This window comes from Vreelandella sp. L-25 (assembly GCF_056857535.1).
The window spans coordinates 19416-37057 of the sequence record NZ_JBSXNH010000093.1; the positions used below are offsets into that span (position 1 = coordinate 19416).

Annotated in this window: 14 protein-coding genes; 3 read left to right on the plus strand and 11 right to left on the minus strand. The window is 56.3% G+C overall.

Annotation, left to right across the window (positions count from 1 at the left end):
• Nucleotides 1-39: 39 nt before the first annotated feature.
• From ilvD to nrdR, 11 genes are all read right to left on the minus strand, one after another.
• Nucleotides 40-1884: a dihydroxy-acid dehydratase gene (ilvD, locus tag AC13CN_RS17285; protein WP_483053287.1), complete on the minus strand. Its 1845-nt coding sequence runs from the start codon at nt 1882-1884 to the stop codon at nt 40-42.
• Nucleotides 1885-2014: 130 nt separating this feature from the next.
• Complete coding sequence (locus AC13CN_RS17290) at nt 2015-4186, minus strand: methyl-accepting chemotaxis protein (RefSeq protein ID WP_062375000.1); 2172 nt, start codon at nt 4184-4186, stop codon at nt 2015-2017.
• A gap of 161 nt (nt 4187-4347) precedes the next feature.
• The gene (gene lon / locus AC13CN_RS17295) at nt 4348-6807 is read right to left on the minus strand and encodes an endopeptidase La (protein ID WP_483053288.1); all 2460 of its coding nucleotides are present in this window, start codon (nt 6805-6807) and stop codon (nt 4348-4350) included.
• A gap of 117 nt (nt 6808-6924) precedes the next feature.
• Nucleotides 6925-8178, minus strand: a complete 1254-nt coding sequence (locus AC13CN_RS17300) for a DUF945 family protein (protein ID WP_483053289.1) — start codon at nt 8176-8178, stop codon at nt 6925-6927.
• A gap of 96 nt (nt 8179-8274) precedes the next feature.
• Complete coding sequence (locus AC13CN_RS17305) at nt 8275-8748, minus strand: phosphatidylglycerophosphatase A family protein (protein WP_044630377.1); 474 nt, start codon at nt 8746-8748, stop codon at nt 8275-8277.
• A complete protein-coding gene (thiL, locus tag AC13CN_RS17310; protein WP_228219547.1) occupies nt 8745-9722 on the minus strand; it encodes a thiamine-phosphate kinase in 978 nt (325 codons plus the stop codon). The genes AC13CN_RS17305 and thiL overlap by 4 nt, the downstream gene beginning before the upstream one ends.
• Before the next feature lie 34 nt (nt 9723-9756).
• A complete protein-coding gene (nusB, locus tag AC13CN_RS17315; RefSeq protein ID WP_044630379.1) occupies nt 9757-10260 on the minus strand; it encodes a transcription antitermination factor NusB in 504 nt (167 codons plus the stop codon).
• Nucleotides 10257-10745 carry a 6,7-dimethyl-8-ribityllumazine synthase gene (gene ribH, locus AC13CN_RS17320; RefSeq protein WP_044630380.1) on the minus strand — a complete coding sequence of 163 codons (489 nt, stop codon included), beginning with the start codon at nt 10743-10745 and terminating at the stop codon, nt 10257-10259. The genes nusB and ribH overlap by 4 nt, the downstream gene beginning before the upstream one ends.
• A gap of 4 nt (nt 10746-10749) precedes the next feature.
• Complete coding sequence (ribBA, locus tag AC13CN_RS17325; protein ID WP_044630381.1) at nt 10750-11916, minus strand: bifunctional 3,4-dihydroxy-2-butanone-4-phosphate synthase/GTP cyclohydrolase II; 1167 nt, start codon at nt 11914-11916, stop codon at nt 10750-10752.
• 72 nt (nt 11917-11988) lie between these two features.
• Entirely contained in the window at nt 11989-13137 is a 1149-nt protein-coding gene (gene ribD / locus AC13CN_RS17330; protein ID WP_044630382.1) for a bifunctional diaminohydroxyphosphoribosylaminopyrimidine deaminase/5-amino-6-(5-phosphoribosylamino)uracil reductase RibD, read from the minus strand.
• Nucleotides 13137-13634: a transcriptional regulator NrdR gene (nrdR, locus tag AC13CN_RS17335; protein ID WP_044630383.1), complete on the minus strand. Its 498-nt coding sequence runs from the start codon at nt 13632-13634 to the stop codon at nt 13137-13139. Before nrdR ends, ribD begins: the two co-directional genes overlap by 1 nt.
• A 260-nt stretch (nt 13635-13894) precedes the next feature.
• Here nrdR and AC13CN_RS17340 point away from each other — a divergent pair, with 260 nt between their 5' ends.
• The 3 genes from AC13CN_RS17340 to dsbG all read left to right on the plus strand — a co-directional run bounded on the left by AC13CN_RS17340 (nt 13895) and on the right by dsbG (nt 17404).
• A complete protein-coding gene (locus AC13CN_RS17340) occupies nt 13895-15655 on the plus strand; it encodes a sugar phosphorylase (protein ID WP_089675602.1) in 1761 nt (586 codons plus the stop codon).
• Between the two features lie 98 nt (nt 15656-15753).
• Nucleotides 15754-16569 (plus strand): TlpA disulfide reductase family protein, encoded by an 816-nt coding sequence (locus AC13CN_RS17345; RefSeq protein WP_058578377.1) that lies wholly within the window; start codon nt 15754-15756, stop codon nt 16567-16569.
• 52 nt (nt 16570-16621) lie between these two features.
• Entirely contained in the window at nt 16622-17404 is a 783-nt protein-coding gene (gene dsbG / locus AC13CN_RS17350) for a thiol:disulfide interchange protein DsbG (RefSeq protein ID WP_044630386.1), read from the plus strand.
• Nucleotides 17405-17642: the final 238 nt, after the last annotated feature.

Below are 17642 nucleotides of genomic sequence, written 5' to 3' on the forward strand. Positions count from 1 at the left end.
AAAAACAGCCCGCACAAGACGGGCTGTTGGACGGAGTGATTAATCCAGCTTGGAGAGGTCGCGCACCGCGCCTTTATCGGCGGAGGTGGCGAGTAGCGCATAGGCTTTAAGCGCGGGAGTGACCTTGCGCGGGCGCTGTTCGACCGGCTTCCAGGCGTCTTTACCCTTGGCTTCCATGGCTTCACGGCGTTTAGCCAGCTCGGCATCGCTGAGTTGCACGTTGATGGAGCGGTTGGGGATATCGATCAAGATGGTGTCGCCTTGTTCGACCAAACCAATCGCGCCCCCTGCTGCCGCTTCCGGGGATACATGCCCAATCGACAGGCCTGATGTGCCGCCAGAGAAACGACCATCGGTGAGCAGCGCACAGGCTTTACCCAAGCCTTTCGATTTCAGGTAAGAGGTCGGGTACAGCATCTCTTGCATGCCGGGGCCGCCTTTGGGGCCTTCGTAGCGGATGACGACCACTTCGCCCTCTTTTACTTTGCCATCTAACACGTCGGCCACCGCTTGGTCTTGAGACTCCACCACGTGGGCTTTGCCTTCAAATACCAAAATGGAGTCATCAACCCCTGCGGTTTTCACCACGCAGCCATCCAGCGCGATATTGCCGTAAAGCACGGCCAGGCCGCCCTCACGGGAGAACGCGTGCTCCAAATCGCGTATACAGCCGGTGGCGCGGTCGCCATCCAGGCTTGGCCAGCGGGCGCTTTGGGAGAAAGCGGTTTGAGTCGGTACACCGCCAGGGCCAGCCTTAAAGAACTCAACCACTTCTGAGCTAGGCGAGCGCATGATGTCCCACTCTTCCAGCGCAGCCTTCAGGCTATCGCCATAGACAGTCGGCACAGAGGTATCCAGCACGCCTGCCCGGTCCAGCTCACCCAAGATGGCCATAATGCCGCCGGCGCGGTGTACATCTTCGATATGGTACTTCTGGGTATTGGGGGCCACTTTACACAACTGCGGCACTTCACGGGAAAGGCGGTCGATATCCGCCATAGTGAAGTCAACTTCTGCTTCCTGAGCAGCTGCTAATAGGTGAAGAATAGTATTGGTAGAGCCGCCCATGGCAATGTCGAGCGTCATAGCGTTTTTAAACGCCGACTTATTGCCAATCGCACGGGGCAACAGGTGGGCCTCGTCGCCTTCGTAGAAACGTTTAGCGAGTTCGACAATACGGTGACCGGCATTTTCAAACAGCCTACGACGGTCTGAGTGGGTTGCCAGCACGGTGCCGTTACCTGGCAGCGCCAGCCCCAATGCCTCCATTAAGCAGTTCATGGAGTTGGCGGTAAACATACCTGAACAGCTACCGCAGGTGGGGCAAGCACTGCGCTCTACTTCCGCCAGCGTTTCATCATCCACACTGTCATCGGCCGCCATGACCATTGCATCTACCAGGTCTAGGCCGTGGTTGAGCAGCTTGGTTTTACCGGCTTCCATCGGGCCGCCTGATACAAAGATCACCGGAATATTGAGGCGCATCGCGGCCATCAGCATTCCTGGGGTGATTTTGTCGCAGTTGGAGATGCACACCAGTGCATCGGCGCAGTGGGCGTTACACATGTACTCGACGCTGTCAGCAATGATATCGCGGCTCGGCAGCGAATAGAGCATGCCGTCATGACCCATGGCAATGCCATCGTCCACGGCGATGGTGTTGAACTCTTTGGCTACGCCGCCCGCTTTTTCAATCTCACGCGCCACCAGTTGGCCCATGTCTTTTAGATGCACATGACCGGGTACAAACTGGGTGAAGGAGTTGGCGACCGCAATAATCGGCTTATGAAAGTCGTCATCTTTCATACCGGTGGCACGCCAAAGGGCACGGGCGCCAGCCATATTGCGGCCAGCGGTGGTGGTACGGGAGCGATACTCAGGCATGGTGTCCTCTACATCTTTATCATGGCCTGCCGCATACGTGGCAGCAGGCAGTTGAATCCAGCGGCCTTAGATTGTGGCATGAGCGCACCGCTGAGACTAGATGTAGAGGACAACCAACGGGGGTTAGCGGTTAAAACTCATCCCACTCATCAGCACTCGTGCTGGTGCTCTGCCTACTGGCCTGCTGCTTGGAAGATTTGCTGCTCGACAGGCGAGGCGCTGCTTGCTTGGCCGCCTTTTGAACGCTGCTAAGCTTCTCACGGGCAGCACTAATGCTCTCTGCTTGCGCTCCCTCCAAGCGGAAAGCATCAACCACGTTAGCCAGTTCAAAGGCTTCCAGGGCAAGGTTGTCTGCTGACGCGGCGATAGACTGCACTTTGGAGGCGTTTTGCTGAGTCACGCTATCCATTTCCGCAATCGCCGCATTAATCTGCCTAATACCGCTACTCTGCTCGCTGGAAGCGGTACTAATGGAGGCCATTAACTCACTCACACGGCTTACCTGTTCCACGACGTTTTCGATGGCACTTTCTGCTTGCTCCACCGCACTACGCCCCCCTTGCACTTCCTGTGTCGTGCTGTCGATCATCTTGCGAATTTCCTGAGATGCATCGGCACTGCGGCTTGCCAGCACCCGCACCTCGCTGGCAACCACCGCGAACCCGCGCCCGTGCTCACCGGCTCGCGCGGCTTCTACCGAGGCATTGAGTGCCAAAATATTGGTTTGGAAGGCAATGCTATCGATAACCCCTATCATTTCAGTCATCTTTTCGGCACTTTTGGCGATGCGCTGCATACGTTCAACCAACTGCTCCATCTGCTGACGAGTAGCTCGCGTACTGGTAGCATTTTGTTGGGCAAGCTCTGTGGCTTGGCGAGCATTATCGTTATTTTGCTGAACGGTTGAGGTCATCTCTTCCATGCTGGAAGCCGTTTGTTGCAGCGATGACGCTTGTTGTTCGGTTCGCGTCGCCAGCTCCTCGTTTTCGGTGGCAATTTGCTGAATGGCGGGGGTGACGACCGACACGCGGTTTTCCACATCACCAACGATGCTAGAGAGACTAAAGCGCATGGTATCCAGCGAATAGAGCAGCTCGCCTAGCTCATCATTACTTTGACGGCGCTCCCGTGCCGCTAAGTTACCCGCCGCAATTTGGAACGTCATATAGCGTGCCCCCGCTAAGCTGCGGAAGACAGATTTCAAGATAAATACGCTGAGGGCGACCAGCACACACAGGCCAATCAGCATCAGCACCAACTGCGCAATAAACATCTGCTGGCGACCCTGGCGAGCATCTGACATCAAATTGACCGCGCCAGCACGCTCGTAGTCGACCAACTGGCTATTTAGCTCGCGAATCTCGGTAGTCGCGGGCAGCACTACGCTATTGAGCGATTCAAATGCCGCAAACCCATTGGCTTGCCCAACGGCTTCAATGGCGCTAGCAACACCATCACGCCAAGTGCTAAAGGCAGCATTAAACGCTTCTACACTCTCTTCGGGTGCACTACTGGTTTGGCGGTACTCTTCCCACAGCTGCTGAGCGGTCTGCGTGCTGCTGGTGAGACTGGCAGACACTGCGTCCATATCCACTCGACGTCGGTTTCTTACCGCAGGCTCCAACTGCTCAACGCCCAAACCAATGTGACGCTCGATTAACTGCAGGTCAGCTACTGCCTCAAGACCTGCGCGGTTGAGAGTTTCAAGCCGCTCTCCAGAAGCATTTAAGCCATACAGCCCTAACCCGCCCGATAAACCCAGCAGGACCACTGCAACGACAACCATGCCGGTTAACTTGGCTTTTAAGCTTGTGAACTGAAAGCGCGCCACAATACCGCCAAGGCCTCGGCGCGTTAACGCCCCTTGGTGGAGAGCATAGCGGCGGGATTTACCCTTTTCGCGTATCTCCGCATACACTCGGTCTGCCAAGGCGATCTGTTTATCCGAGGCTTTGCGGCGTAAAGAGGTGTAGCCAACAATGCGGTCGCCATCTCTCAAAGGTGCCACTGTGGCATTGACCCAGTAGTGATCACCATTTTTACGGCGATTTTTAACCGTTCCCTGCCAAGCGCCACCTGCCTGAATGGTTTTCCAAAAATCGGCATAAGCGGCTTCGGGCATATCGGGGTGGCGAATTAAATTATGCGGCGCGCCAAGCAGTTCATCCCTTGAATAGCCGCTGACTTCCACAAAGGCTGCGTTGGCATAGGTCACATTACCTTTTAAATCAGTGCGTGAAATAAGCACGGTCTCTTCATCAAGCACATATTCGCGTTGGGTAACGGGCTGGTTGTTGCGCATAGAGGGTTCCCCAGGGTAGCTATTTTTTAATATTTTGATTTTTCACTATTATCCAGGTTAAGCGATGCTTTTCACCAGTAAACAGATGTAAAAAAGCGCCGCTCTTTTCAGAGCGGCGCTAATCAAACCCTATTGCCTAAAGCAAAAACCAGCGAAGAGCGCTACTTAAATACCACGTTAGCAACATCCCGGTAGCGATTGGCGAAGTGAACCGTCATACCCTCTTTCAGGTACTCGGGCAGCTCTTCGTAATCACGGCGGTTAGCCTCAGGCAAAATGACCTCAAAAATATCGCTGCGTCGTGCGGCAATCACTTTTTCGCGGATACCGCCTACCGGTAGCACCTGGCCGGTGAGGGTTAACTCACCTGTCATCGCCAGCGGGCGAGTGATGGCTTGATGTTTAGCCAACGACAGTAGCGCGGTGGTCATGGTTACCCCGGCAGAGGGACCATCCTTCGGTGTCGCCCCTTCCGGTACGTGTAGGTGCACAAAAGCGGAGTCAAAAAAGTCAGCATCGGCTCCATACTCAGCCAAATGGCCAAGCGTATAGCTGTAGGCGATATTAGCCGACTCTTTCATCACGTCGCCCAATTTACCGGTCAGCTTGAAGCCACGATCTAACGAGTGGACTTTGCCTGCCTCAATGGGCAAGGTAGCGCCACCCATCGAGGTCCAAGCAAGCCCTGTGACGACCCCTTCGCCTTTCAGGACTTTCTCTTTACGGAATAGCGGCGCGCCCAGGAACTCTTCCAGGTTCTTGACCGAGACCTTGACGGTTTCAACATCTTCTTCCAGCAGTTTCACCGCGGCTTTGCGCACAATGCGGTGTAGCTGTTTTTCTAACTGACGTACACCTGCTTCACGGGCATAGCCGTCAATCACCTGCTTCAGCGCCGCATCGCTCAAGTTAATGCGCCTCTTCGACAAGTTGTCGCGCTTAAGCAGCTTGGGCCAGAGGTGATGCTTGGCGATCTGCAGCTTCTCTTCAGCGATATAGCCCGACAGGCGAATCTGCTCCATACGGTCGAGCAACGGCCCGGGGATGCTATCCAGCGTGTTAGCGGTGCACACGAAGAGCACCTTGGAAAGATCCATCCGCACGTCGAGATAGTGGTCGAGGAAGTCAACGTTCTGCTCGGGATCAAGCACTTCCAGCAGCGCCGAGGCGGGGTCACCCTGGAAAGATTGACCCAGCTTATCAATTTCATCCAGCATGATGACCGGGTTTTCTACCTCAACCTCTTTGAACGCCTGAACGAGCTTACCGGGCATTGCGCCTACATAGGTGCGTCGATGGCCTTTGATTTCAGCCTCATCCCGCATACCGCCCACCGAGAAACGATAAAACTTACGTCCCAGCGCTTCGGCAATAGAGCGGCCAATGGAGGTTTTACCCACCCCTGGCGGGCCAACCAGCAGCACAATCGAGCCGCCTACATCGCCTTTAAAGGTGCCCTCGGCAAGGAACTCGACAATCCGCTCTTTCACGTCTTTTAGGCCATCGTGGTCGCGGTCGAGGACTTCTCGAGCATGGGCAAGATCCAGCTTATCCTGGCTGGTTACTCCCCAAGGCAGCGAGGTTAACCAGTCCAGATAGTTGCGGGTGGTGCCATACTCCGGCGAGCCCGTTTCCAGCACGCTGAGTTTATTGAGTTCCTCATCGATACGTGCCTGAACCCGCTCTGGCACCACCAAGGATTCCAGCCGGTTTCGGAAAGTATCCACGTCGTTTTCGCGGTCATCTTTAGAGATGCCCAGCTCACGCTGAATCACCTTTAGCTGTTCGCGTAGGAAAAATTCCCGCTGACGCTCCTGCATCTGGGCATTGACCTGCTCGCTGATTTCGCTTTGCAACTGGGCGACATCAATCTCTTTACGCAGCAGCGGCAGCACTTTGTGCATGCGTTCAGCAACAGGCAGCGTGGCCAGTACATCCTGAAGCTCTGGACCTTTGGCCGAGGTAATCGCCGCAGCGAAGTCGGTCAGCGGGCCGGGCTGATGGGGGCTAAAACGGTTAAGGTAGTGTTTTAGCTCCTCCCCGTAGAGCGGGTTAATGGGCAGCAGCTCTTTAATGCCGTTGATGATCGCCATGGCATAGGCACGGGTCTCTTCATCTTCGGCATTGACCGGCTCTTTCGGGTAAGTCACTTCCACCAAGTAAGGCGGCTCTTTGGAGAGCCAGCGCTGGATTTTAAAACGCTGCAACCCCTGAGCAATGAACTGAATCTGTTGATCTTCGCCTTTGAGCTTATGCACCTTCACTGCGGTGCCAATCTCAGGGAAGCCTTCGTGATCCAGCGACTCAACGCCATGCTCCCCAACAAACGCAACGCCGATGGTGTGGTGTGGCGTGTTATTGACCCGGCGCATGGTCTCTTCCCAGCGCTCGCGGTTAATGACCAGCGGCTGAACCTGGGCAGGAAAGAAAGGACGGTTATGAATCGGTAGCAGGTAGATGCGCTCGGGCAGCATCTCACTGGCAGGCAATAGCGAATTTACCCGCTCCCCATCAGAGCGGTAATCGTTGCTTTTGGGGTTATCTTCTTGGGAATCGTGCGGCTCGTTCTTAGAGAGCCAGTCATGGTGTTCGTGATCGCGGTCGTAATCCTGGTCGCTCATGCGCCCTCCCATCAACAGTCACTAGTGGCTTGGGCCACTCAGCATTGCTAAAGGAATGTGGGCACACAGGGAAAACTTCAACCCTCAAGGCAATTTAGCCAATGGTTATGAAAGCATTCATGGCCAAAGCGTCGGCATAGGGCGGCCATTCACACGCCATACGCCTCGAATCACATCAAACTGCAGCTCCCGCGTGCCTAGCGGCAGGCCTAGCCATAGGGCAGCCACCGTGGGCGCCTCGTGCCACACAAAATCGCCATCAATACGCTCTAACCAGCGAGCACGTTCATCAGATTTACCAAGAGCCGTGATACTTAATTCATCCAGGCGGCGCGCATCAAAAAACAGAGCCCCCTCGGCATCCACCTGCAAGCCAAGTAACGGGCTATCAATATCAATAGTGGTAACATCTAAGCGCGGAGAATCACTGAGTACCTGGAGCAAATCTGGCTCTAAGCGTGATAATAAGCCTTCTGCCATAGGCAGGCTGGCATCGCCCCAAGCAGCCTCCTGACGCAGCCGACGAATGGTTGCCCTCACTGCATCTCCGTTTAGCCGGGAAAGCGCCGCTTCTATACGGCCGCTTAACAGCGAGGTATCAGGTGCTTCGCTAGGCACACGCACATCGCCAATAATCAGCTCGCCCTTCAAGCGCAACTCACTCTCATCCAGCTCCATATGGCTATGCACATCTAAGGGTGTGACATGAATATCGTAAGCGGGATAGCGCAGCTCTAAACTTTCAATATGCAGATGGTCGCGCTGAGCAAAATGGTAGGCATCTTCAATATAGGTATAACGGCTTTCTAGCTGGGTTGGCCCCAGCGTGAGTTGGGCAAGGCCATCGGTCAGCGTGAGCTGTTCCAGCAACCCGCGCAAACGCCAGTCACCAAACAGCCCCTCTAGCCGAACGCGAGCACCACGAACCGCCAGCTCACGCCCGCTCTGCTGAATCACAAAGGGCGCCAGGGCCAGACGCAGTTCGGTGTGCCCACTCAACGTTTGGTAGCGGCCTTGCCAGCGTGGCACCGAAGGCGCCGAGACCTCACCCACCGCTTTCTGCAATACACTATCCAAGCGCGGCAATAGGGTGCCTTCAACATCCGTGCTGAGCACACCATGACGGGCCCGGTAGGTCAGTTCCAAACGCCAAGGCCGACCTAAAAGAGGAGAAAGAACCAGCCCTCCACGGGAGGTTAGCCACCCCTGGTGGTTCTCAATTCGACTGACACGCCACTCGCCCCGCGCCTCCAGATCTTCCAGTGCTTGGCGTAGGCTACGTTCAAAAAGAACGCTGGATAGCAGTTGCGCGACCATCCAGATCACGGCCACGGCCGCGAGGATAGGCACGATCAAACGTTCCTTGCGCATGCTATCTCCTTGAATAGCCTCGCCAAGAAGGCTTCTCTCCATACAAGCAGTAGGCGTGCAACACAGTCAGCATAGCAGTTGATGCGCAGGCTTAACTTAATGCAGCCAAAACCAAAGGTGCATAGTACTCCAGGCGTAGACCCCTGCCATCACATCATCAATCATAATGCCAAAGCCACCGGCTACTCGACGGTCAGCCCAGCGAATGGGCCATGGCTTAAAGACATCGAAGATGCGAAATACCACAAACCCCCACAGCGCTGCCTCCCAGGAGAAAGGAACCGCTGCCATGGTAATCCAGTAACCAACAAACTCATCCCATACGATCCCTGAGTGATCATGCACCCCCAGGTCATGAGACGTTTTATCGCACAGCCATACGCCAACCACAAAGGCTGCCAGCACAATGCCTAGGTACCAGCCTAGCGTCAGGTCGGCCATCATCCAGTAGAAAGGAATCGCAGCCAGAGTACCAAAGGTGCCCGGTGCCCAAGGCACCGTGCCACTGCCTAGGCCAAAAGCAAAAAAGTGGGTGGGGCGCCGCCAGACGCTCGCCGGTGCTCGGTTCATTGGGCACCCCCACGAAAATGCTGCCAGCCAGTCGCCCCTTCTACAGGCACTCCCGTCACCCCAAGCGCTTCGGTGCAGCGGCCAATAATGCTAAGCGAAAGGCCTAACTCGGCCAGCTGCATTTGCGCTTGAGCAACCTTGGAGGGAGGTAGTGTCACCAGCAGTTCGTAGTCATCACCGCCAGATAGCGCTGCGGTTAAGGCCGCTTCGCTGCCCAGCACTTCGGCTAATCCTTCGGCTAGGGGTAGCGAGTCGGGCTGCAAAGCGACACCTACCTGGGACGCTTCCCGCAGATGCGCCAGATCCGCTAGCAGGCCATCGGAGATATCCATCGCCGCTGTGGCCAGTCCGCGTAGCGCAATGCCGGCCTTTAGCCGGGGCTGAGGCAAGAGATAGCGCTGTAGCAACGGGTGTTTCAGATCCCGTTCACCCTGTTGCCACAACGCTAGCCCGCCAGCACCGCCACCTAATGCACCGGTCACGGCCACCACATCGCCCACCTGCGCGCCCGAACGCGTTATAGCCGTGCCAGTAGGCACTTCGCCCATCACGGTGACGCTAATGCTGAGCGCGCCAGAGGTAACATCGCCTCCAGCGAGTGTCGTCGCGTGCTGCTGGCAAAGCGTGTGAAAACCGCTGGCATAATCGGCAAGCCACTGCTCAGCGGCAGTGTCATCTTTAAAGGCGCGCTGATCCAAGGTGATAGCCATCAAGCACCAGCGCGACTTAGCCCCCATCGCGGCTAAGTCGCTGAGTGCCACGGCTAACGCCCGGTGTCCTATCGCATAGGCGGGGGCATCGTGGGGAAAGTGAACATCGACGACGGATGTATCAACACTCACCGCCAGCTGCTGCCCCGCCTGGGGTACCAATAGAGTGGCGTCATCGCCGCATCCTAGGGCAACGCCATCTGTCGCTTGTGCCTCCTGCGGCGACATAAAGTAACGTCGAATCAGATCGAATTCGGCAAGCACAAAGGCCCCTTAAACGCTTGATCAGGCGGCCCGCTTACAAGCGGCGGGCGCTGACTTCGGCACTTCGTAAGCGGTTTGCCAGCTTATCGAGAATGCCATTCACGTATTTATGGCCGTCGGTGGCGCCAAATGATTTTGCCAGCTCAACGCCTTCGTTAATCACTACGCGGTAAGGCACTTCCATTCGCCGGGAAAGCTCGTAAGCGCCGAGACGAAGAATCGCCAGCTCCACCGCGTCCAAATCTTCCAAACGGCGATCAAGCAATGGGGCAATTTCACGGTCCAGCTCGGTTTTGAAACGCACCGTGTTATGCAGTAGCTCATGGAACAGCGCTTTGTCCGCGATTTCCATGACCTTTACCCAGTTCTCATGATCTTCTAAGTCATCGTCAGCCACTTGGCTACGAAACTCAGCTTCAATCGTGGTAATGGACTTACCGGTCATCTGCCACTGGTAAAGCCCCTGTACCGCTAACTCCCTTGCGGCGTGACGCCCCTGCTGTGCCGCAGAGGGCTTGCGCTCACGACGCTCGCTCATTGAGAGTCTCCTACCGGCAACGCGCGCAGTAGAGACACCATTTCCATCGCGGCCATCGCCGCTTCGGTGCCTTTATTACCGGCTTTGGTGCCTGCACGCTCAATGGCTTGCTCAATAGACTCAACGGTTAATACGCCATTGGCTACGGGCGTATCAAACTCAAGTTGGAGATGGTTAATAGCCGTGTTGCAGCCACCCGCCACGTACTCAAAATGTGGCGTGCCGCCACGAATGACCGCACCGAGGGCAATCACCGCATCCGGCTTCATCACATTGAGTACACGCTTCACGGCCAGAGGCAGTTCCCACGCGCCCGGCACATGAACGATATGGATATTTTCCACATCCACACCGTGGCGTGTCAGGCTATCGACGGCACCTTCCACCAAGCTATCGACCACGTGGTGATTAAAGCGGCCCACCACGATGACATAGCGTCCATCAACGTCTACAAAAGTGCCTTCAATTTGCGAAAGGGGTTGCATCAATTTATTCCTGCTGAAAAGTTGGCTCATACGCCGTGTCATTGGGCCCCAGGCGCTCGACTACTTCAAGACCAAACCCAGAGAGCGCTGAGAATTTCCACGGAGAGCTGAGTAGCCGCATTTTACCAACGCCTAAGTGGCGCAGAATCTGCGAGCCAGTACCAATCGTTAAGTAGTTGCCAGAACCGTCTGAGTCGCTGGTACGCGGCTGGCGTACGCGATCCAGAAAGATATCTAGCTGGTCTTTCAAATCTTGATTAGGACGCCCATCATCAATCAGTACGAACACACCGGCCTGGGCTTGGGCAATTTCATGAATAGCGCGGTTGGCATCCCACCGACACTGCTCACCCTTCATTAAGCCCATCACGTCGCGCAGCGTATCGGCAAGGTGCACGCGTACGGTGGTGGCCTGCTCTGGCGTCGGCTGCCCTTTTACCAGCGCCAAATGGTGCGCACCTTGAATGCGATCACGGAACACATGTAGCGCAAGCTTGCCGTGAACGGTCGACACCTGAGAGGTTTCTATATGGTCCACCGTTTGCTCGTTCACAATACGGTAGTGGATCAGATCGGCAATGGTGCCCATCTTAATGCCATGCGTCTTCGCAAACACTTCCAGTTCCGGACGACGCGCCATACTGCCGTCATCGTTCATAATTTCACAAATCACACCGCTGGGGTCAAAGCCTGCCAGCGCTGCCAAATCACAGGCCGCCTCCGTATGACCGGCACGGCGAAGCACGCCGCCCGGCTCGGCCATCAGCGGGAAAATATGCCCTGGCTGAACGATATCCGACGGTTTAGCGTTCGGCGCAACGGCTGCCTGCACAGTGCGCGCGCGGTCAGCCGCTGAAATACCGGTCGTGACGCCTTCGGCTGCCTCAATAGAGAGCGTGAACTTGGTGCCAAAGCCTGAGCCATTGTCCCGTACCATCAGCGGCAAGTTGAGCTGCTCGCAGCGCTCACGGGTCATCGGCATACAGATCAAGCCGCACGCGTATCGTGCCATGAAGTTGATATGCTCAGGCTTCACCATTTCGGCGGCCATGATGATATCACCTTCATTCTCGCGATCCTCATCATCCATGAGAATCACCATTTTGCCCTGGCGAATATCGTCCACCAGCTCAGCGATAGGGGATAAGCCCTCAGAAGAGGAGTGCGCCATGGAATCTCCAAAAAATGTGGTCGCATCGTATGCGATTTCGGGCGTCAGGGTACCTTGCAATGACGGCTTGCGCTAGTCAGCGTGAGGGGTGGCGGTAATCCACCAGTCTTGCCCAACGGTTCGCGACTCTTTAATCGTCAAGCGTTTCTGATCGGCCATCTGGGTAATTCCCGGCAGTGCAAATAGTGGCCTTGCTTCACCGCCTAATAGCGTAGGAGCGACAAATAGCTGCAGCTCGTCGACTAAATCCGCCTCCAGTACCGCTCCCGCTAGCGTTGCGCCGGTCTCTACCAACAGCTCGTTAACCTGCTCATTATCTGCCAGCCAACGCAGCATGTCAGCCAGCGCAATCCGGCCCCCTTCGGCAGGAAGCACCTGAATCTCAGCACCCGCCGCCGCCAGTTTACGCCGTTTCTCTTCGCTATGCTGATCGGTGGTGATAATCAGCGTGCGCCCTGGCTCTCGTAGGCAGGCCGCGGCAAGCGGTAAACGAAGGCGCGAATCCAAGATCACTCTTAGCGGCTGGCGCTGCACGATCTCGGCGGCGTTATCCAGTGCCAGTTGGTCGGCACGCAGCGTTAAGCGTGAATCATCCATAATGATAGATTCCACGCCGCTCAGAATAGCGCTTGAGCGGGCGCGCAGCCGCTGCACTTGGGTGCGCGCTTGCGGGCCGGTAATCCACTGGGACTCCCCCGACCCCATGGCGGTACGGCCATCCAAGCTCATCGCCATTTTCAGCCGCACAAAGGGGCGCTGACGCTCCATACGGGAAATAAAGCCCGGATTCAGCGCCCGGGCATCTGCTTCCAACAGGCCTACCTGCACCTGAATGCCTGCTGCTTTCAAATACTCAATACCGCCACCGCTGACCTGGGGATTAGGGTCCCCCATCGCCACCACCACGCGCGCAACACCCGCTTGCGCCAGCGCCACCGCGCAGGGCCCTGTTCGCCCGGTATGTGAGCAAGGCTCTAGCGTGACATAAGCGGTGGCACCCTGGGCGGCGCTGCCTGCCGCCTTTAGGGCGTGAATTTCTGCATGGGGTTCTCCCGCACGCACATGGTATCCCTCACCCACAATGCTGCCTTCCGCGCTGCCATCAAAGTGCACCATCACACACCCCACCCTGGGGTTGGGGTCGGTGGTATAAAGCCCGCGTTTGGCTAGCTGGATAGCGCGAGCCATGTAGCGATAGTCGGCGGTGGAGAATTCACCCATTACGATGCTCCGTGCTGTGTCCCACTGCCCTCTGGCTCATCCGTGGGCTCTTGGGAGAGGCGGTCGATTTCCGCCCGGAACTCGTCTAAATCCTGAAATTTACGATATACCGAGGCGAAACGAATATAGGCCACTTGATCCAAGCTACGCAGCGCTTTCATCACCGCTTCACCAATCTCACGCGCGTTGACTTCACGGTCGCCACGGGCGCGCAGCGTCTGGCGAATACGCTCCACCGACACTTCAATCGCTTCAGCACTTACCGGGCGCTTTTCCAGCGCGCGCAGCATACCGTCGCGTAGTTTCGCCTCATTAAAGCTCTCGCGAGAGCCGTCGGATTTTACGACCCGCGGCATAATCAGCTCAGCGGTTTCATAAGTCGTAAAACGCTCTTGGCAGTTGGCACACTGACGGCGGCGGCGCACCTGGTCGCCTTCCGCCACCAGCCTGGAATCTGTCACTCGGGTATCATTTGCACCACAAAAAGGGCAATGCATGGCAGTCAACCTATTATCAGTACGCACTAGTAGCTGTGCGTGCAGCGTGTCAGCCTATACGAATAAAAAACGCTACAAGGCTTCATGCCCTGCCCGTTATTCGCCATTTTATAAACTGTTTTATCGCCTATTGTCAGCGGCAGCCTTATCGCTGCCCTTACGGCGTAGCTGTGTTATACAACGCGTATCAACACGGTATTGTAACGATTTGGCACACAAGCTGCAGCGTTTGTCGAAGGTTGATTTATAGGACGCCCTTTATGACCCCTTTCGAGCAGACCGTTCACCACTACCTTACCCACCTGTATGGCCCCCGTGCGGGGGAAGTACAGCGGCGTATTGGCCAGCATCTTGCGAATTTTCGTACCGCCTCGACGGCTTCCCCACCCGCTAACACGGCGGGCCACGACGCACCAACATGGAGCGAAAAAGATCAGTGGGTCATTTGTTACGGTGACTCCATCTTGGATGAAGGTACGCCGCCTTTAGCGGTGCTGGATACTTTTCTACAGAGCTATCTGGGGGATGCCATTAGCGGGGTTCACGTACTGCCCTTTTTCCCCTGGAGCAGCGACGACGGCTTTTCGGTGATTCACTACCGCGAGGTCAATAGCGAGCTGGGCGAGTGGGCGCATATCCAAACGCTAGCCAGCCACTATGACTTGATGGCTGATTTAGTGCTGAACCATGTCTCCAGAGAGTCGCTCTGGTTTGTGGATTACCTGACCGGCAGCCTGCCCGGTCGCGACTACTTTATCGAAGTGGATCCGGATACCGATGTCTCCCAAGTCACCCGCCCGCGCAGTAGCCCACTTCTAGTGCCGATCTCTACGCGCCGGGGTACGCGCCACGTGTGGGCGACTTTCTCGGAAGACCAAATAGACCTCAACTTCGAAAACCCGGATGTGTTGTTAGAGTTCGTGGGTATTCTGCTGTTCTACCTACAGCAAGGGGTGCGCATTATTCGCTTGGACGCGGTGGCGTTTTTGTGGAAGCGATTGGGCACCTCCTGCATTCACCTGCCGGAAACCCATACCGTTGTGCGCTTACTTCGCGCCATCGTGGATGAAATAGCCCCCGGCACGCTGCTGATCACCGAAACCAACGTGCCCCATGCCGAAAACATCAGCTACTTTGGCTTGGAGCGATTAGCGAAAGGCGCGCCCGATGAAGCCCACATGGTGTACCAGTTCGCCCTGCCGCCCCTGCTGCTGCACACCCTCACCCGCGGCGAAGCGACGACGATACAAACGTGGTTAAACAGCTTGCCGGTGCTGCCTGAACAGTGCACCTACTTAAACTTCACCGCGAGCCACGACGGTATTGGCGTACGGCCGTTAGAAGGCCTGTTGCCTGACCATGAACGCGACGCACTGCTGGAACTGATGCATCGTTTTGGTGGCTTTGTCAGCATGCGCAGCAACCCTGATGGCAGCGACACACCCTACGAAATTAACATTACCTGGTTTGAGGCCATGTGCGGCACCCGCCGCGGGCCAGACCCGTGGCAAATTGCGCGCTTTCTATGCAGCCAAGCGATCATGCTCAGCCTACAAGGAATACCCGCACTCTATATCCATACGCTCACCGGCACGCTAAATGATGTCGAAGGTGTGGAGCGCAGCGGCCGCTTACGCTCGATTAACCGTCGCCGCTGGCAGCTTGATGAGCTGGCACTGCTGCTGGAGAGCCCTTCCACCCCCACCCATGACGTTTTCCATGCCCTGCACCGGCTACTAGTGCAGCGTCGCCAAGAGCCCTGCTTTCACCCCAACGCCCCGCAGCGCGTGATAGAAACGCCACCCGAGCTGCTAGCCATTGAGCGCGGGCCACTCCGTAACGGGCGACGCCTACTCGCGCTGTATAACGTCACCGATGTTAAGTTTGATCTCGCTCACGCAGGCGATGCCCTGAACCAAGCGCTTACCCAGTACCACTGGCAGCCGCTAGACCCGCTGACAGCTCACCACGAAGAAACACTGCCGCCCTATGCCGTCCGCTGGCTGGCTGCTGAAGCATAAGGCTTGCGACATAACGACTCAGGGCAACGAGAGATAATCGTTAAATAATCTTGTTCTGACACACTTACGCTAAACCACTGGTGAAAGCGTGAGTGACTATGTTGCAGCAAAGTGTTGCGATTGGCCCCATGGGGTTTAGTCTGCATCAATTGATGATTGGATTTGCCTTTTTACTGGCCCTGCTAGCGGGTGCGCTTATTGGCCAGCGGCATCGCGTGGCGGTCAGCGATACGTTATTTACCCTGCTATTTGTGGCGCTGGTGGCCGCACGCCTCGTCTTTGTTGTGCGTTACTGGAGCGACTATGACAGCATGCTATCGCGCTTAGATATTCGCGATGGCGGCTTCGATATACTCGGTGGTATAGTGGCGGGCCTTAGCTACGCTGGATGGGCAATATGGCGCTCACCGCGCCAACGAGTACCGCTTGCCGGGGCGCTTTTGGTAGGCGGTTTAGCCTGGGGCTTGACAGCTGGCAGTACGCTACTGATCGAACAGCAGGCACGCCCACTGCCCACTACTCCGCTTGCTACGCTCAACGGCGAGCCTATTACCCTGCCCCAACTTGCTCAGCAGGAGCAAAAGCCCATGGTGGTGAACCTATGGGCAAGTTGGTGCCCGCCATGTATTCGTGAAATGCCGGTGTTTGAAGAGGCCCAGCAACAAGCGCAGGACATTACCTTTGTGTTCGTTAACCAAGGTGAAAGCCTTCAACACATTCATGCGTTTATGAGCGAACACGGCTTTGATTTGAAGAATGTATGGCAAGACCCGAGCAATGCCCTGGGTCAAACCACCGGAGCCCATGCCATGCCCACAACGCTTTACTACAACGCGGATGGACAGCTCGTGAGCACCCATTTTGGCGAGCTTTCCCGCGCCACTTTGCAAGATGGCCTTTCGCGTATTCGCTAATATATTTTGCCTCGCGGCACCCACACCAAGCCGTTTTCATAAGGATAGTGCTATGCAACGTGTTTTCTTACCCCATGTTGGCCGTTTCGCTTTACTTGCCGCGCTGGGTAGCGCAGCGGCAGCCAGCCATGCCGACGAGCTACCAGCGCCTGTGCAGGCGCTGGCCAACCAGGGCTTAACGATCCATGGGCAGTTTGATGCGCCGGGCGGAATGCGCGGCTTTGGGGCCAGCGTGCAAGGGCAAGATATGGCGATTTATTTAACACCTGATGGAGAACACGCCATTATTGGCACGCTGGTAGACAGCGAAGGCAGCGACATGACTGAGGCACAGCTTGACGAGCACGTACGGGCACCCTTAGAGGCCGAAACCTGGAAGCTGCTTGAAGAGAGCCGCTGGATTCAGGATGGCGACCCGGATGCCCCACGCGTCATCTACACCTTCACCGACGCCAACTGCCCTTACTGCCGTCAGCTGTGGCAACAAACACGCCCCTGGGTAGAGGCTGGTGAGGTTCAGCTACGCCATATTATGGTCGGTATTCTCGCCCCCAATAGCCCTGCGTTAGCCGCTACCATTCTCGGCGCTGACGACCCCTCCGCTGCCCTGCACCGTCACAGTGAAGGTGATGAGCTCTCCCCCAGCGCACAGCCACGGGATATCGAAGAGCAGGTATATGCCAACAACCAGCTCTTTGAAGAGCTAGGCCTCTACGCCACCCCCACCAGCGCTTTCCAACGTGAGGCTGAAGGCGGCACTGTGCGTATTGACCGAATCCAAGGCCTCCCCAGCCAAGAACGCCTCATTGAGATGATGGGTAGCGAAGCGCCTTAACAAAAGAAGTGGGAGGCCAATTTATTGGGCGACGGCGGCGAAAGCCGCCCTTAGCCTGCCGCAGCAGTGGTGCCCTCATCATCGCGAGCTGAAGCTCCCTTATATGGACCCATCCCGTTGAGCAAGCAAGCCACGAGATGGACACGGATGAGGACTGCACGCTTATATCCGGCCTTTGATGATAGCGCTGCTATCTGGCCCTGATGGAATGCGCACTCTCTGCTCTTAATCTCCCACG

What these genes read in the sequence shown, in the direction of transcription:
- lon (WP_483053288.1), bottom strand. Translation starts at nt 6,807, where the DNA reads ATGAGCGACCAGGATTACGACCGCGATCACGAACACCATGACTGGCTC.
- AC13CN_RS17290 (WP_062375000.1), bottom strand. Translation starts at nt 4,186, where the DNA reads ATGCGCAACAACCAGCCCGTTACCCAACGCGAATATGTGCTTGATGAA.
- AC13CN_RS17345 (WP_058578377.1), top strand. Translation starts at nt 15,754, where the DNA reads ATGTTGCAGCAAAGTGTTGCGATTGGCCCCATGGGGTTTAGTCTGCAT.
- nrdR (WP_044630383.1), bottom strand. Translation starts at nt 13,634, where the DNA reads ATGCATTGCCCTTTTTGTGGTGCAAATGATACCCGAGTGACAGATTCC.
- AC13CN_RS17300 (WP_483053289.1), bottom strand. Translation starts at nt 8,178, where the DNA reads ATGCGCAAGGAACGTTTGATCGTGCCTATCCTCGCGGCCGTGGCCGTG.
- ilvD (WP_483053287.1), bottom strand. Translation starts at nt 1,884, where the DNA reads ATGCCTGAGTATCGCTCCCGTACCACCACCGCTGGCCGCAATATGGCT.
- ribH (WP_044630380.1), bottom strand. Translation starts at nt 10,745, where the DNA reads ATGCAACCCCTTTCGCAAATTGAAGGCACTTTTGTAGACGTTGATGGA.
- nusB (WP_044630379.1), bottom strand. Translation starts at nt 10,260, where the DNA reads ATGAGCGAGCGTCGTGAGCGCAAGCCCTCTGCGGCACAGCAGGGGCGT.
- ribD (WP_044630382.1), bottom strand. Translation starts at nt 13,137, where the DNA reads ATGGGTGAATTCTCCACCGCCGACTATCGCTACATGGCTCGCGCTATC.
- ribBA (WP_044630381.1), bottom strand. Translation starts at nt 11,916, where the DNA reads ATGGCGCACTCCTCTTCTGAGGGCTTATCCCCTATCGCTGAGCTGGTG.
- AC13CN_RS17340 (WP_089675602.1), top strand. Translation starts at nt 13,895, where the DNA reads ATGACCCCTTTCGAGCAGACCGTTCACCACTACCTTACCCACCTGTAT.
- dsbG (WP_044630386.1), top strand. Translation starts at nt 16,622, where the DNA reads ATGCAACGTGTTTTCTTACCCCATGTTGGCCGTTTCGCTTTACTTGCC.
- AC13CN_RS17305 (WP_044630377.1), bottom strand. Translation starts at nt 8,748, where the DNA reads ATGAACCGAGCACCGGCGAGCGTCTGGCGGCGCCCCACCCACTTTTTT.